This is a genomic window from Sorangium sp. So ce590, assembly GCF_051521365.1.
Lineage (GTDB): Bacteria > Myxococcota_A > Polyangia > Polyangiales > Polyangiaceae > Sorangium.
Window position 1 is genome coordinate 7,862,765 of sequence record NZ_CP150346.1, and the last position, 14,524, is coordinate 7,877,288.

13 protein-coding genes are annotated in these 14,524 nt (G+C 71.6%); 7 read left to right on the forward strand and 6 right to left on the reverse strand.

Translation table 11 applies throughout. The features are described from left to right. Window positions 1-3 precede the first annotated feature (3 nt). From groES to WMF28_RS29485, 3 genes are all read left to right on the forward strand, one after another. On the forward strand, window positions 4-294 hold the full coding sequence (gene groES / locus WMF28_RS29475; protein WP_437478775.1) for a co-chaperone GroES: 291 nt from the start codon (window positions 4-6) through the stop codon (window positions 292-294). Between the two features lie 33 nt (window positions 295-327). Continuing rightward, window positions 328-1,956, forward strand: a complete 1,629-nt coding sequence (groL, locus tag WMF28_RS29480) for a chaperonin GroEL (RefSeq protein ID WP_437596666.1) — start codon at window positions 328-330, stop codon at window positions 1,954-1,956. A gap of 119 nt (window positions 1,957-2,075) precedes the next feature. Further along, window positions 2,076-2,609, forward strand: a complete 534-nt coding sequence (locus WMF28_RS29485) for a GNAT family N-acetyltransferase (protein WP_437478779.1) — start codon at window positions 2,076-2,078, stop codon at window positions 2,607-2,609. An 88-nt stretch (window positions 2,610-2,697) separates the two neighbouring features. Here WMF28_RS29485 and WMF28_RS29490 read toward each other — a convergent pair whose 3' ends face one another. Together WMF28_RS29490 and WMF28_RS29495 are read right to left on the reverse strand one after the other, a co-directional pair. Then, window positions 2,698-3,225, reverse strand: coding sequence for a TrmH family RNA methyltransferase (locus WMF28_RS29490; RefSeq protein ID WP_437596667.1), 528 nt, complete (start codon window positions 3,223-3,225; stop codon window positions 2,698-2,700). Between the two features lie 15 nt (window positions 3,226-3,240). Then, on the reverse strand, window positions 3,241-4,038 hold the full coding sequence (locus WMF28_RS29495; RefSeq protein WP_437596668.1) for a PDZ domain-containing protein: 798 nt from the start codon (window positions 4,036-4,038) through the stop codon (window positions 3,241-3,243). Window positions 4,039-4,141: 103 nt separating this feature from the next. Between WMF28_RS29495 and asnS the strand changes: the two genes are divergently transcribed. The 4 genes from asnS to WMF28_RS29515 all read left to right on the forward strand — a co-directional run bounded on the left by asnS (window position 4,142) and on the right by WMF28_RS29515 (window position 8,693). After that, entirely contained in the window at window positions 4,142-5,482 is a 1,341-nt protein-coding gene (gene asnS / locus WMF28_RS29500) for an asparagine--tRNA ligase (RefSeq protein ID WP_437596669.1), read from the forward strand. A gap of 790 nt (window positions 5,483-6,272) precedes the next feature. Beyond that, entirely contained in the window at window positions 6,273-7,010 is a 738-nt protein-coding gene (locus tag WMF28_RS29505; protein WP_437478787.1) for a class II glutamine amidotransferase, read from the forward strand. A gap of 28 nt (window positions 7,011-7,038) precedes the next feature. Further along, window positions 7,039-7,737: a hypothetical protein gene (locus WMF28_RS29510; RefSeq protein ID WP_437596670.1), complete on the forward strand. Its 699-nt coding sequence runs from the start codon at window positions 7,039-7,041 to the stop codon at window positions 7,735-7,737. Window positions 7,738-7,778: 41 nt separating this feature from the next. Further along, window positions 7,779-8,693 (forward strand): patatin-like phospholipase family protein, encoded by a 915-nt coding sequence (locus tag WMF28_RS29515; protein WP_437567525.1) that lies wholly within the window; start codon window positions 7,779-7,781, stop codon window positions 8,691-8,693. A gap of 49 nt (window positions 8,694-8,742) precedes the next feature. Here the strand turns inward: WMF28_RS29515 and WMF28_RS29520 are convergent, their stop codons facing one another. The 4 genes from WMF28_RS29520 to WMF28_RS29535 form a co-directional block, all read right to left on the reverse strand. After that, window positions 8,743-9,228: a hypothetical protein gene (locus tag WMF28_RS29520; protein WP_437596671.1), complete on the reverse strand. Its 486-nt coding sequence runs from the start codon at window positions 9,226-9,228 to the stop codon at window positions 8,743-8,745. A 124-nt stretch (window positions 9,229-9,352) separates the two neighbouring features. Continuing rightward, the gene (locus WMF28_RS29525; protein ID WP_437596672.1) at window positions 9,353-11,287 is read right to left on the reverse strand and encodes a beta-ketoacyl synthase N-terminal-like domain-containing protein; all 1,935 of its coding nucleotides are present in this window, start codon (window positions 11,285-11,287) and stop codon (window positions 9,353-9,355) included. Next, a complete protein-coding gene (locus WMF28_RS29530; protein WP_437596673.1) occupies window positions 11,284-12,150 on the reverse strand; it encodes a hypothetical protein in 867 nt (288 codons plus the stop codon). The genes WMF28_RS29525 and WMF28_RS29530 overlap by 4 nt, the downstream gene beginning before the upstream one ends. A 41-nt stretch (window positions 12,151-12,191) precedes the next feature. After that, complete coding sequence (locus WMF28_RS29535; RefSeq protein WP_437596674.1) at window positions 12,192-14,504, reverse strand: beta-ketoacyl synthase N-terminal-like domain-containing protein; 2,313 nt, start codon at window positions 14,502-14,504, stop codon at window positions 12,192-12,194. Window positions 14,505-14,524: the final 20 nt, after the last annotated feature.

The window sequence follows — 14,524 nt, forward strand, 5'->3', positions numbered from 1 at the left end:
AAGATGAAGATTCGACCGCTCCAGGACCGCGTGATCGTTCAGCGCGTGAAGGAAGAAGAGAAGACCAAAGGGGGTCTCTACATCCCGGACACGGCGAAGGAGAAGCCGATCGAGGGCACGGTCATCGCCGTCGGCAACGGCAAGGTCGGCGAGGACGGTACCGTGCGGAAGCTCGACGTCAAGGAGGGTGATCGCATCCTCTTCGGCAAGTACTCGGGCACCGAGGTGAAGATCGACGGCGAGGAGCACCTCATCCTCCGCGAGGACGACATCCTCGGCGTGATCGAGAAGTGACGCGGGCGACAGCAGGAACTTAGGAGAGACACCATGGCAGCCAAAGAAATCATCTACAACGAGTCCGCCCGCAGCATGATCCTCGCGGGCGTCAACGCCCTCGCCGACGCGGTCAAGGTCACCCTCGGCCCGAAGGGGCGCAACGTCGTCATCGAGAAGAGCTTCGGCTCGCCGACGGTCACCAAGGACGGCGTCACGGTCGCCAAGGAGATCGAGCTCGAGAACCGCTTCGAGAACATGGGCGCCCAGATGGTCCGCGAGGTCGCCTCGAAGACGAGCGACATCGCCGGCGACGGGACGACCACCGCGACCGTGCTCGCCCAGGCGATCTACCGCGAGGGCTCCAAGCTCGTCGCGGCCGGCCACAACCCGATGGAGATCAAGCGCGGCATCGACAAGGCGGTCGAGGCGATCGTGGCGCACCTCCACAGCACGGCCAAGCAGACGAGGGACGCGAAGGAGATCGCCCAGGTCGGCACGATCAGCGCGAACGGCGACGAGACGATCGGCAAGCTCCTCGCCGACGCCATGGAGAAGGTCGGCAAGGAGGGCGTGATCACGGTCGAGGAGGCCAAGAGCGCCGACACGACGCTCGACGTGGTCGAGGGCATGCAGTTCGACCGCGGCTACCTCTCGCCGTACTTCGTGACCGACCCCGAGGCCATGAAGGCGAACCTCGAGGACGCCTACATCCTCATCTCGGAGAAGAAGATCTCCAACATGAAGGACCTGCTCCCCGTGCTCGAGGCGATCGCCAAGAGCCAGAAGCAGCTCCTCATCATCGCCGAGGACGTCGAGGGCGAGGCGCTCGCGACCCTCGTCGTGAACAAGCTCCGCGGCACGCTGCACTGCGCGGCCGTGAAGGCGCCGGGCTTCGGCGATCGCCGCAAGGAGATGCTGAAGGACATCGCGACCCTGACGGACGGTCAGGTGATCGCGGAGGAGCTCGGCCTCAAGCTCGAGAACGTCACGATCAGCGATCTCGGCCGCGCCAAGACGGTCATCATCGACAAGGACAACACCACGATCGTCGGCGGCCAGGGCAAGAAGGACAAGATCAAGGCCCGGCAGCAGGAGATCCGCGCCCAGATCGAGAACACCACGAGCGACTACGACCGCGAGAAGCTCCAGGAGCGGCTCGCGAAGCTCGTGGGCGGCGTCGCGGTGGTCAAGGTCGGCGCTGCGACCGAGACCGAGATGAAGGAGAAGAAGGCCCGCGTCGAGGACGCGCTCCACGCGACCCGCGCGGCCGTCGAGGAGGGCATCGTCCCGGGCGGCGGCGTCGCGCTCATCCGCGCGCAGAGCTCGCTCGAGAAGATCCAGGTCAACGACGAGCAGCGGTTCGGCGTGAACATCATCCGCCGCGCCATCGAGGAGCCCCTCCGCCAGATCTCGGCCAACGCCGGCGAGGAGGGCTCGATCGTCGTGCAGAAGGTGCGCGAGGGCAAGGACTCGTTCGGCTACAACGCGGCGTCGGGCACCTACGGCAACCTGCTCGAGATGGGCGTCATCGATCCGGTCAAGGTCGTCCGGTCGGCGCTCCAGAACGCGGCCAGCGTCGCCAGCCTGATGCTCACCACGGAGGCGCTCATCGCCGAGCGGCCGAAGGACGAGAAGGCGGCGGCCGGCGGGGCCCACGCGGGCCACGGCCACGACTTCTGATCGCGGCGCGGGCAGCTAGCCCCGCGGGCGAGGGCCGGCTTCCTCCTGGGGAAGTCGGCCCTTCGCCATTTCGACTTCCGGCAGGCCGCGACGCGTGATCTGATCCGCGCAGGTTCGCGATGAGCACCCTGACTACCGAGCGCCTAGATCTGACCCCGGTCTCGCTGCCCCTGCTCGAGGCGGTCATCCGCGGAGATCGCCTCGAGGCTGAGGCGATCTCGGGGGCGCGCTTCCCCGACGCCTGGCCCGGGCGCGCGCTCGTCGAGCGCGCCTTCAGCTCACCCCTCGACCGGCTGCGCGAGGATCCGGACGCCTTCCTGTGGGGCACGCGGCTGATGGTGACGCGCGGGCAAGAAGAGCGCGTCGTCGTGGGCAGCGTGGTGCTGAACGGCCGGCCCGACGCGACCGGCACGGTGGAGATCGGCTACGGCGTCGAGGGCAGGTCCCAGGGACAGGGCTACGCGACCGAGGGGTCGCGCGCCGTCCTGCGCTGGACGCTGCAGCAGGCGAGCGTGAGGCGCGTGATCGCCACCACGCCGGCCTGGCACCGCGCGTCGCTCCGGGTGATCGAGAAGCTCGGGATGCGCCCCGCCGGGACGCTCGATCACGACCTCCTCGGCGAGCTCCTCGTCTTCGAGCGCTTCCGCGAGTAGCGGCCCCTCGCCCCGCGCGGACACCGCGCGGCGGCGCGGCTCAGCCACCCGCGGCTCAGCCACCCGCGGCTCAGCCGCCCGGCGCGGCTCAGCCGCCGGCGCGGCTCACGCCGCCGCGCGGGTCGCGCCGCCGCGCCCACTCGCACAGGGTCATGCCTGCGGCGATCGCCACCGGGTACGAGTGGTTGATCCCGTACATGGGGATCGCGATCACGTCCTCGCACGCGTCGAGCAGCACCGGCGGCAGCCCGTCGTCCTCGCTGCCGAAGAGGAAGACGAGCCCGTGGGGCAACGGCGCCTCCCAGAGGGTCCGCCGCGCGTGATCGCGCTCGACGCCGATGAGGGGGCGGCCGCGCGCCGCCTCGAGGAAGGTCGCCTCGTCGGGGCACTCGACGAGGGTCTCGTACTTCTGCATGCCCATCGAGGCGCGCTCGTAATAGGGCTCGGTCCCGATCAGGAAGATCTCCCGCACCAGGAAGGAGTGCGCGACGCGGATGATGGCGCCGATGTTGAACGGGTTCTTCGCGCGGCAGACGGCGATCGAGAAGTCATTCCGCAGGGGGGCGAGCTCTTCGCGGATCTCCCGGGTGGTGAGCCCGAACGGCGGGATCTTCACGGTGCGCTGGCTCCTTTACTCGCCGGCAGAGAAGCGATCGAACAGGGGATAGATGGGCCCCTCGTGGACCCTGAGCCGCTCGGTCGCGCCTGTTGTGTGCTTGACCAGGAGCACGAGCCCGGCGCGCGGCGCGGCGTCGAACACGCCCCGGATCGCGGCGACCGACAGGCGCCGCACGGGCCGCCCCGCGATCTCGAGCACCTCGTCGCCCTTGCGGAGCCCGGCGCGCTCGGCGGGCCCCCCCTCCACGGTCCGCGAGATGAACGCGGAGCCCGAGTGCAGCTCGTACCAGAAGCCGAGGCCGAGCTTGGCGTGGGCCGGCTCGAACGCCAGCGTGAGCCAGCCGCCCCCGTCGAGCTCGACCTCGATCTCCGCGGCGGCGCGCTGCGCATCGGTCGGCCGGCCGATGTCGCGCACCCCGATCGGCGTGTCGAAGAGCGCGTCCGACTCCCAGACCTCCACGCGGAGCCGATCCTCGGGCGAGATATGGAAATTTCCGCTGGGACCGCCGGGCCACGTCGGGTCCAGGGTGTCCGCTTGCACCTTGGTCCGAAAGATCTCCTCGCCGTTGAGCAGGACGCGGACATAGGGGTCGGGGAGGCCGCCCGCCTCTGGATCCCAGGCTCGACCGTCCCGCGTGCGCTCTGGAATCCTGGCCTGGACGATCCGGAGCCACCGCACGTCCTCAGGCGGCGGAGGATGCAGCTCCTGCCCTGGAGGGGGCTCGTGGAGCCGGGTCGCGAGCTCCGGGTAGAGGAACGAGCAGCCACCTGCGGCGAGCAGGATGCTCCCTGCGGCGAGCAGCTTGGACAACGCAAGCGCACAGAGCGCGCGACGCTTTTGGAAGGCCACGATGGCGCCATTTTTGGCCGGTGCCGGCGTCAGCCGCAACTAAACCGTGCTATTTCGGGCCCCCATGCAGGACTCGCCCGTCATCGCTACCAGCGACCTCAGCGAGCACGTCGACAGCAGGGTCGTGCTCCGCGGATGGCTCTACAACAAGCGCTCAAGCGGCAAGCTCCACTTCCTCGAGCTCCGCGACGGCTTCGGCACCGTCCAGTGCGTGATGGCGAAGAGCGACGTCGGCGACGAGGTCTTCGCGGCGGCGGACAGGGTGACCCAGGAGAGCGTGATCGAGGTCACGGGTCAGGTGAAGGCGCACCCGAAGCGCGCCGGGGTGGTCGAGGTCGTCGCGTCCGGCTTCCGCCTGCTCGGCCCCACCACGGGCGAGTACCCCATCTCCCCGAAGGAGCACGGGACCGATTTCCTCATGGATCACCGCCACCTCTGGCTGCGATCGAGGCGGCAGCACGCGATCTTGCGCGTGCGTCACACCATCATCCAGGCCATCCGCGACTTCTTCGACGGGCGAGGGTTCACGCTTGTCGACGCGCCCATCTTCACGCCGAACGCCTGCGAGGGGACGAGCACGCTCTTCCAGACCGACTACCACGGCGACAAGGCGTACCTCACCCAGTCGGGGCAGCTCTACATGGAGGCAGCGGCGGCCGCGTTCGGGAAAGCGTACTGCTTTGGCCCCACGTTCCGCGCGGAGAAGTCGAAGACCCGCCGCCATCTGGCCGAGTTCTGGATGGTCGAGCCCGAGGTCGCGTTCATGGACCTCGAGGGGGATATGGACCTCGCGGAAGACTTCCTCTGCTTCATCGTCGAGCGCGTCCTCGAGCGGCGCCGGCCCGAGCTCTCCGTGCTCGAGCGCGACGTCACGAAGCTCGAGTCCGTCAAGAAGCCGTTCCCGCGCATTCGTTACGACGAGGCCGTCGCCCTCCTGAACGAGGCGCGCGTGGAGAAACGTAAGACAGCGGCAGAGTCTGAAATTCCAGACTTTCCCTGGGGCGAGGATCTCGGCGGCGAGGACGAGACGATCATCTCCAGCCGGTATGATCGCCCCGTCATGATCCACCGTTATCCGGCCCAGGTGAAAGCCTTCTACATGAAGCGCGATCCGACGGACAGCCGGCTCGCCCTCTGCGTCGATGTCCTGGCCCCCGAGGGCTATGGTGAGGTGATCGGGGGCGGGCAGCGCGAGGACGATCTCGCCACACTCGAGCGGGCAATCGAGACGCATCAGCTGCCCCCCGAGGCGTTCAGCTGGTACCTGGATCTGCGCCGGTATGGCACCTTCCCGCATGCGGGCTTCGGGCTGGGTGTCGAGCGGAGCGTCGCCTGGATCTGCGGCCTGCCCCACGTGCGCGAGACAATCCCGTTCCCGCGTATGCTGAATCGGCTCTCGCCTTAGTGCCGCGCGTCAGAGCTCCTGACCGTATGTCTGGCCGCCGCCCTGCCGCCCCTCGCGCGCCGCCCGGGGCTGCTCCTCGGGTCCTGGCCGCGCGCTCCGCTCCGAAGGCCGCGCATGCACAGCTGCCGCTGCGCAGCGGCCCGCGGTGCAGCAGCCGCCTGTGCCGGCCGCACGTCGCGCGGCCAGAGCGAGCTACCGGCGGGGCGGCCGAGCGCTGCTGGACGCGCGCCACGGCGCGATGCGCCACGGCCTCGACGCGATGAGCCGACGCGTAGAGCAGAGCAGACGAGGCTAGCCGCTCGCGGGGGAAGGAGCGGCAGCGGGAAGGAGCGGCACGGGGAAGGAGCGGCAGCGGGAAGGAGCGGCACGGGGAAGGAGCGGCAGGTAGGAGCGCGCCGTGCGAGGAGCGTGAGTAAGAGGTAACGCGACCGGCACCGGCGGCACCGGCACAATGAGAACGAGCGGCGGGCAGTGTGGTCAAGCCGTGCCCGCGACCAGCGTCGCCGCCGGGGATCCGTTTTTGCTCCGCTTGCACGGCGACTCTGTCGTATCAAGAAAGCATAGGGCGCAACCCGCGACCCACGCTCACTCGGCCGACCGACGGAGCCACCCCTGCTTGCAGATGAGGGAGCGCTCTACCGGCGAGCCGGACCCTGCCCCCGCCCCCGGCCCAACTCGCGAGGACAAAGCTATGGCTCGTCTCGTCGGCTTTATCGGTAACCGTCCGGATCTCGGCGCGCGTGCGATCGAGCTTGAAGACCGTGCCCTCACGGTTCGGCGAAAGGAGGGCGTGATCCCTGGCTGGGGCGTCGGCTTCTACCAGGGAGGAGAGATTCTCCTCAAGCGCCGGCCGATCGACGATCGACCCGAGATCAGCCTGGTCGACATGACCAAGGATGTGCGCGCCGACATCCTCGTGGCGCATGTCCGGGCTGCGACGGTCGGCAGCCTGCGCACCGAGAACACGCACCCGTTCCGCTACCGGCAGTGGCTGTTCGCCCACACGGGCACGGTCGAAGGGTTCGCCCGACTGCGGAGCCAGCTGAGCGACTCGCTGCCGCAGTTTCTCCAGCGCGACGTCCGCGGCGAGACGGACAGCGAGATCCTCTTCCACCTGTTCCTGTCGTTCCTCCACGACAGCGGCCAGCTTGATCGGCCCAACGTGGACGCGGCGAGCGCGCGGGCGGCCCTCCGGTCCTCCGTATCGCTCGTCGATCGGCTCTGCGCGGAGGAAGGGGCCGGACCGAGCGCGATGAACATCGTGGTCACGAACCCGGAGTACCTGCTCGCGGCCCACGGCGGCACGCCGATGGCGTACCGCATCTACCAGGGCAGCGACGACATGGAGCGGCTCCTGAGCGACGGCGGCCTCGGCCGGATGCGCATGCCCGATTACGCCGCGAGCCGGTTGACGCTCGTCGCGTCGGACTTCGACGACGACCAGGCCCCCGCGGGGTGGACCGACGTCGGCGAGCGTGCGATCGTGACGTTCACGCGCGCCGATGCTCCAGCGATCGAGCCGATCTGACCGCCCCCATGGCCCGCAGGGGGCCGGGGTGCATGCATGGCCGGCCGGCGTCTCCGACGCCTCGCAAGCGCCGCCGGCGCTCCCTTCGCTGCTCATCGCCGTGCTCATCGGCTCATCCCTCCTGGGGTGCGGATTCGGAGGAACGGCCGCGTTTCCCGCCGCTTCCGAGCTCCCCGACGAGCGTCGCCGCCCGGACGGCGTGGCGATCGATCCGGCGAGCGCTCCACCGGAACCCGCGAACCAGGCAGACGCCAGCGACAGCGTCGTGACCCTCCGGACGCCGCTCGGCGTCGGCCTGGCGCTGGACGTCGTGGCCGAGTTCTTCAAGCGGATCATCGCCGAGGACAGCGAGGCCCTGGGCGAGCTGCTGACGCGCGATGCCCTCGCGATCCACACCGGCTCCAGCGGATCGGGGCAGCCGCCGAGCGCCGGGCTCTGGTGGGAGCAGCGGTTCCGGCGGCTCGAGTATGGAAAGCTCGCCGGAGAGCCGGTCTACCGGGAATCGGAGCTCCAGATCTTCCGGGCGGAGGACGTGCTCGCGACGCCGCAACACCCAGCGATCCAGCCCGAGACGCTCGACGACCAGGACATCGTGATCCGCGTGCCGATCATGACGGCTCGGATCGCGGCGGATCGGCTGCTCGGCGACGAGCTCGTGGTCTGGCTGCGGCGAGACGGACCGAGATTCAAGATCTATCGGCTGCTCGAGGATTTCCAGTTACAGTAGGCTTTGCGCTTGTGCCACATCTCCGACAAGATCAGGGCTCGATGAGCCGCCTCAAGATCGCGTTCGTTGGCTCCGGGGGGGCAGCGCGAGGTCTGGCGCACCTCGGCGTGCTGAAGGCTTGCGAGGAGCTCGGGATCCATCCAGAGATCTACGTGGGCGCGGGGGCTGGCGCGCTGGTCAGCGCGACGTACGGGCAGGACATCCCGCTCGATGTGCTGCTCGACGCCTACCGCCTCCCGTGGAGACGGCGTCACCGCGGACCTCGCCTCCACGTGTCGAGCTTCTTCGGAGCGCCCGCGCTGCGCGATCTGCTCGACCCGGGGTACCTCTGCTCGGGGGTGTTCTCGATCGATCGGCTCGAGCGCTACGTGCGCCGGACGCTGCCGATCAACGACTTCCGGCAGCTGCCGCACGCGGTCTACGTGACGGCGGTCGACGTGGACAGCGCCAAGCGCGTCGTGTTCGGCCCGGGCTATGACGAGGCCACGCCGATCAGCCAGGCGGTGGCCGCGAGCTGCTGCGTGCCCGGCCTGTTCCGGCCCTATCGCATCAATGGCCGCTATCACCTGAGCGGCGAGGTGATCCGGACGCTCTCCGCCGACGTGGCCGTGAACGCTGGCGCGAACATCGTGATCATCTCCAACATCTACCGCCCCGAGGAGCGCGACGAGTCGCAGCGCTCGATCGCGAGGAGCGGCGCGCCCGGCGTCGTCCGGCAGTCGCTCAGCATCCTCCTGGCCGAGAAGGAGCGCCGCGGCGTCGAGCTCCTCTCGAAGCTCTACCCGAACGTCACCTTCCTCGACGTGGCGCCCGCGATCGGCCGATACAGCTACATGAACCGGTTCGCCGCGAAGCCGCTCGTCCTGCGCGGCTACCGCACGGCGCTCCGCGTGCTCGCCGCCGCGAAGGAGAAGGGCGTCTTCGATGCCCCCTCATCGAAGAGCGCGCTGAACTAGCTCCGCCCCCTGCGTCGCTCGACGGCGCCGCAGGGCAGCGGCCGAGCGGCTACATCCCCGCGACGATGCGAAACTCGTCCTGGTGCTCCACCAGCTCGAGGCGGTTGTCGTCCACCTTGCGGCGCCACTCTTCGCCCTTGCGACCCGGGATGCGGTAGCTGGCGCTGAAGGTGTAGTCGACGAAGATGAGGTCATCCTCCCTGAGGACGCGCCGGTAGCGGATCTCGTAGCGGATGGCGCGCGCCTCCTGGAACTTGCCGGTGAGGTACTCGCGCAGGCCGGCGTAATCGAGGTCGTCCGCCGCGTCGATGTTGCCGCCGTCCTCGTAGTACTTGGGCGAGGCGAGCTGGAGCAGCGCACCGACGTTCTTGCTCTCCACCGCGTTGCGGTACTTCTCGCAGAACGAGATGATCTTGCGGTTCTCGTCGTTGTCCTCGACGTCCGTGTTCGGGATGTAGTGGGTCGCGCAGCCGGCGAGGACGGTCGAAGCGACGACGAGGAACGAGGCGACAGCTTTTGTTTGGCGGCAGAGCATACGCGGGCAGGACAACGCTCAGGGGAAGTGGCTGATTCCAGCCGGGGGACCTTGCCAGATCGAGGTGCAGATCGGCAAGCGAAGCGATCAGGACCACGGCGGATGACACGGACGGGCGTACCCGCTACCCGTGCTCATCGAGCCAGCGGAGGAGGGCGAGATGACCGACCGGCCCCTCGTGGTCGACAGGGAGGTCGAGCTCGACCTGGCGCAGGCGCCCGGCATCGCCGGATGCCGCCTGCCCGGCGTCGCCGGGAGCCGCCTGGAGGAGGAGCGCGACGGCGCCGCAGGCGAGCGCGCGGTGCTGCGCGCCGGTGAGGCCGAGCAGCTCGCGCGCGACCGGCCCCGCGTCGTCGGCCGCGACGACGACCATGCGATCGGCGTCGGAGGACGCGACGAGCTCTGCCGCGGCGCGGAGCGCCTCCAGCGCGCCGCCGAGCCCGGCGCCGACCGCGAAGCTCGGCCCGGTGAGCTGGTACGCGATGGCGCACTCGCCCGCGATCGCGTTCGGCGACGTGGCGGGAAAGAGGCGCGGCTCGACAAAACGGGCGCCGCGCGCGCGACGGCGGGCGTCGTAGACATCGTTTGTGTCGATCGTCGCGAGCGCATGGCCCGCGACGATGCCGGCGCCCCGCAACGAGTCGGCGCCGACGACGCCGGCGAGGGCCGCCACCGCGGTCAGCCCGAGACGGCAGAGCGCGTCGAGGCGCGCGAGGCGGTCGCGCGCGATGCCGGTCGCCTCGGCGAGGCGCGCGAGATCGAAGCCCGTCACGCGCGCCTCTGCGCGAAGGTACACGGGGCGAGCGCGCCGCGGCGTTCGACCGCTCGCGCAGGACGTGAGCAAGAGCGCGGCGTTGGCGCCGCCGAAGGCCGCCGAGAGCTTGAGCGCCGCAGCGAGCGGGCGAGGCTCGGCGCGCTCGAGCAGGAGGGCCGGAGCGTCGGGATCGAGCTCGCCCTCGGACGCCGCCGGCGGGGCGATGGACGCCGCGAGGGCAGCCGCGGCCGAGAGCGTCTCGAGCACGCCCGCGGCCCCGAGCGTGTGTCCGATCTGCGCCTTGAACGGGTGGACCACGGGCGGAGGGAGACGGGCGCCCGGCGGCTCGCCCGAGCCCTCCGCGAGGCAGGGCGTCGCGAGCAGCGCGGCGATCGCGCGCGACTCCATCGCGTCGTTGTACGGCGTCGCCGTCGCGTGGGCGCTGACGAGGCCGACGCGCGAAGCAGGCCACCCGGCGTCGGCGAGCGCCGCGGCGCCGGCGCGCATGAGCCCCGAGCCCGTCCGATCCGGGGCGGTGATGTGCACCGCGTCCGTGGAGGCGCCGAAGCCGGCGACGCGAACCATCACCGGGGCGCCGCGGCGGCGATCCTCGCGGACGAGGGCGACGACGGCCGCGCCCTCGCCGAGCGCCATGCCGTCACGGCCGAGGCGGAAGGGCCGCGACCTGGACGCCGTCGTCGCGCGGAGCGCCTCGAAGCCGGCGGCGACGAAGGTGCTGAGGGCGTCGTAGCCGCCGGCGAGCACGAGATCGCAGGCGTCGCGATCGAGCCAGCGGAGGCCGAGGCCGATGGCCAGGGTGCTCGCGGCGCACGCGGCGAGCAGGTGCGTGCGCCGCGGGGTCCGCTCCAGCCCGAACGCGGCGAGCGCATCGTTGAACGGCGCGAAATAGGTCGCGCCCGAGGCCAGCGCGGCGCGCGAGGCGGCGTCGGCCCCCTCGGCCCGGGCAGCGAAGAACCGCTCTGCGGTGAGCATGCCGCCGCTGGACGTGCCGAGGGCGATGCCGATGCGCTCGCCCCGCCAGCCCGGGCGCACGCCCTCCAGCGCCGAGAGCGTCTGCGAGAGCGCGGCCTTCAGGAGATCGGTGGCGCGATCGGTCCCCGGAGCGACGCCGAGCGCTGCGGGCGCGCGAGCGGCGAAGGGCCGCAGGAGACCGGCGCGCACGAGCCCTTCGTCGCGCGCGATCGCGACGGGCGCGGACTCGCCAGCGTCGGGGACGCGGTAGGCGAGAGGGCCGAGGCCGAGCGCGGAGACAGCGCCCGAAGCGATGACGCAGGCATCGCTCATGAGTCGTCCCCCGGCCCGATCGCATCGGGATCGACGAAGGCGCGCGGATCCGGCGCGCGGTCCCGCTCCTCGGCCTCGCAGATCACCGTGACGAGCAGCCCGGTCGATGCCTGCGCGTAGCGCACGTGGCCGCAGCCCATGCCCTCGGCGATCACGATCTCCTCATCGAGCCGGCGCCGGCGCGCGCCCTCCGCCGACCACGTCGTGCGGCGCGCGCCGATCAAGCCGCGCTCGTTGATCCTCAGATCGATCACGGCGTCGCCGTCGCGCAGGACGAAGGCGGCCGTGCTCGCGGCGCGCTCGTACCAGAGCAGCGTCCCCGCTGCCGGGTGGAGCATCCACCAGCGCAGGAAATCTACCGGCAGGCCGCGGAGCGATGCCCGTGGCGTCGCGGCATCGCCGCGCTTCAGCAGATCGAGCGCGGGGACGGCGAAGCGGAAGCGGTCGCCGCGTGCCCATAGATCGAGCGCGGTGGTGCCGCCTGGCCCGAGGAGGATCATCCGGAGCGCGCCCTCCGGCTCGAGGACCGCGCTACCCGCCGCGGGGGGGCTCCCGTCGATCGCTGGCGGCGCGATCGCGATCGCGCCGCGGGCCTCGAGCACCTGGCCGGTGCGCGGCTCCCGCAACGCCAGGCGGACGCGGAGCGTGCGCGGGCCGGCCCCCTCGACCTCGCGGCGGAGATCTGCGAGGCGCTCTCGCCCCTCGCGCCACGCCGATCGGTCGGGCCGCGCGGCGGACGTGCCCGGCGACGGGAGAGGCAGCATCCGCGCGAACTCGGCGTCGAGCGGGCCGCCGCGCCGCGCGACGTTGGCGGCGCAGGCGGGGGCGCACGCGAGCGAGAGCAGGAGGCACACAGCGCTCACGGGGCGGCGCACACGACGGCCGGGCGCAGGCAGCGATGTCGTCACGCGTCGCCGGGAGCGACAAGCAGGATGGCGTATCCGCGGTCGGGTGCGCCGCCCACGATGAGCACGCTCGCGAGGGCGCCGCTCGCGAGCGCCGCGACCGCCGCAGCAGCAGCGAACCCGCCAGCGCCCTCGTGATCCCCTGCGCGCGGCGCCAGCGTGGAGCACGGCACCTCGGCCCACGGCGAGCCCCGCAGGCAGGCGACGATGCGCTCCGCCTTCCGCCCGACGAACACGGCGGCGGGCGTCGGGACGCTGGGCTGCACGCGCTGCCCGACCTCTTCGGGAGGGCCGGGGGGCGCCGGCGCCGGCGCTCCCGCGAGCATCCCCGCGCCGTCGCCGCGCCAGGAGCTCCACCAGGCCACCGTCGCCACCGGGCGCGCCCCCCGCTCGCGCACCCGCGCGGCGCTCTCGAAGAGCAGCACGGCGGCGCCCTCGCTGCGCACGCCGCAGCTGGCGACCTGCGAGCAGATCGGACCGAGGCACCGCTCGACCATGGGGCTCGCCTCCTCGACGCTGCCGGCGGCGAGCACCTCCCCTTCCCCGGCGGTGATGAGCTCGATGGCCGTGACCATGGCCGCCTCCGCGGTCGCGCCGAGATCGGCCATGGCGAACACTGGCCCGCGGAGGCCCAGGTAGATGGAGGCGTGCCCGACCGGTGACGAGGGGACCAGGTTCGGGAAATCGGCGGGGCTCGCGTACTTCGCCCCCTTGTCGTAGATGCGCCGCATGTAGGCGGTCGAGGCGTCGACGCTGCCGAAGGAGGCGCCGACGATGGCGCCGGGCAGGGTGCGGCTCGGCGCGACGTCAGCCGCCGGGTCTCCCGCGCCGGCATCGCCCTGAGCCGCGCCGCCGAGGCCGGCATCCGAGATCGCCGTGAGGATCGCGGCCGTCGTCAGGCGGCCGGCGCGATCGAGCCGCCTCGCGCGCGCGAGATCGAGGTGCGCGCCCGTGTTGAAGGCGATGGGGCCCTCGGGTGGCGGAGGGCCGGGCTCGAGGTACGCGGCGCCGCCGCGGGACGCGAGGACGCCGAGCGGACCGATCGTCGCGGCCGCCGTCACGACGACCGAGCGCCGCACAGGCGCGCTGCCGACGCCGAGCGGCGGCGGAAACCGATCGGGCTGCGCGAACACGAGCACGCTGTCCGTGCCGCCGAAGCCGAAGGAGTTCGACATCGCCGCCCGGATGGGCGCCTCGCGCGCCTCCTTGAGGTGCAAGAGCTGGCACGCCGGGTCGACCTCCTCGAGCCCCCCGGTCGGCGGCATCACGCTGCGCGCGACGGCGAGGGCGGTGATCGCCGCCTCGACCGCGCCCGCAGCGCCGAGCGTGTGCCCGATCTGCCCCTTGGACGACGAGACGGCGATGCGGCTCACCTCGGCGCCGAGACAGGCGCGCAGGGCGGCGCTCTCCATGACGTCGTTCAGCGGCGTCGCGGTGCCGTGCGCGTTGACGTAGTCGAGATCCGACGGCGAGAGGGCCGCGCACCGGAGCGCGTCGCGCATGACGCGGGCGGCGGTGCGCCCCTCGCGCTCGGGGTTCGTGATGTGATGCGCCTCGGCGCCGGTCGCCCATCCGCGGAGCTCGACGATGGGCTCCGCTCCCCGCGCGCGCGCGGCATCCTCCGACTCGAGCAGCAGGAACGCCGCAGCCTCGCCCAGGTTCAGCCCGGCGCGCCGCCGATCGAACGGGCGGCACGGCTCCGGATCGACGGCCGCGAGGGCGCCGAAGCCGGTGTACGTCAGCCGGCACAGGCCGTCGGCGCCGCCCGCGAGCACGCGGGTGGACAGGCCGGCGCGGAGCCAGGCCGCGCCCAGCAAGACGGCATTGGCGCCGCTCGAGCAGGCGCTGCAAACGCTCCTCACCCGGCGGAACGGGCCGACGACGGCGCGGACGTGATCGGCCGTCGACGAGAGCGGGTGCGAGAGCATCCGCTTCAAGGGAGCGATCGCGCTGGGATCGTGCGAGAGCCAGGCGAGCAGCTCCTCCGTCTCGAACATCCCGGCGGTCGTCCCGCCGACCACCAGGTCGACCGGCATGACCCCGGGGTCGACGCCCGCGTGTGCGAGCGCCTCGCGGGCCGAGAGCACGGCCATCGCGTCGGTTCGAGACCACCCTTCCGCCTCGCCCGGCGGAGCGACCTCCTCGGCGGAGAGATCGCGGACCTCCGCGGCGATGCGCGCGCGCGTCCCGGGGATCTCGAACAAGGAGAGCGGCGCGAAGGCCCGGTCTCCTGCGACGAGCCGGTCCATCGTCGCCCTCGCCCCGCGCGCCAGAGGCGAGACGACCCCGATGCCCGTCACCCAGATTCGCACGCTCGAACGGCTCTCTGCGG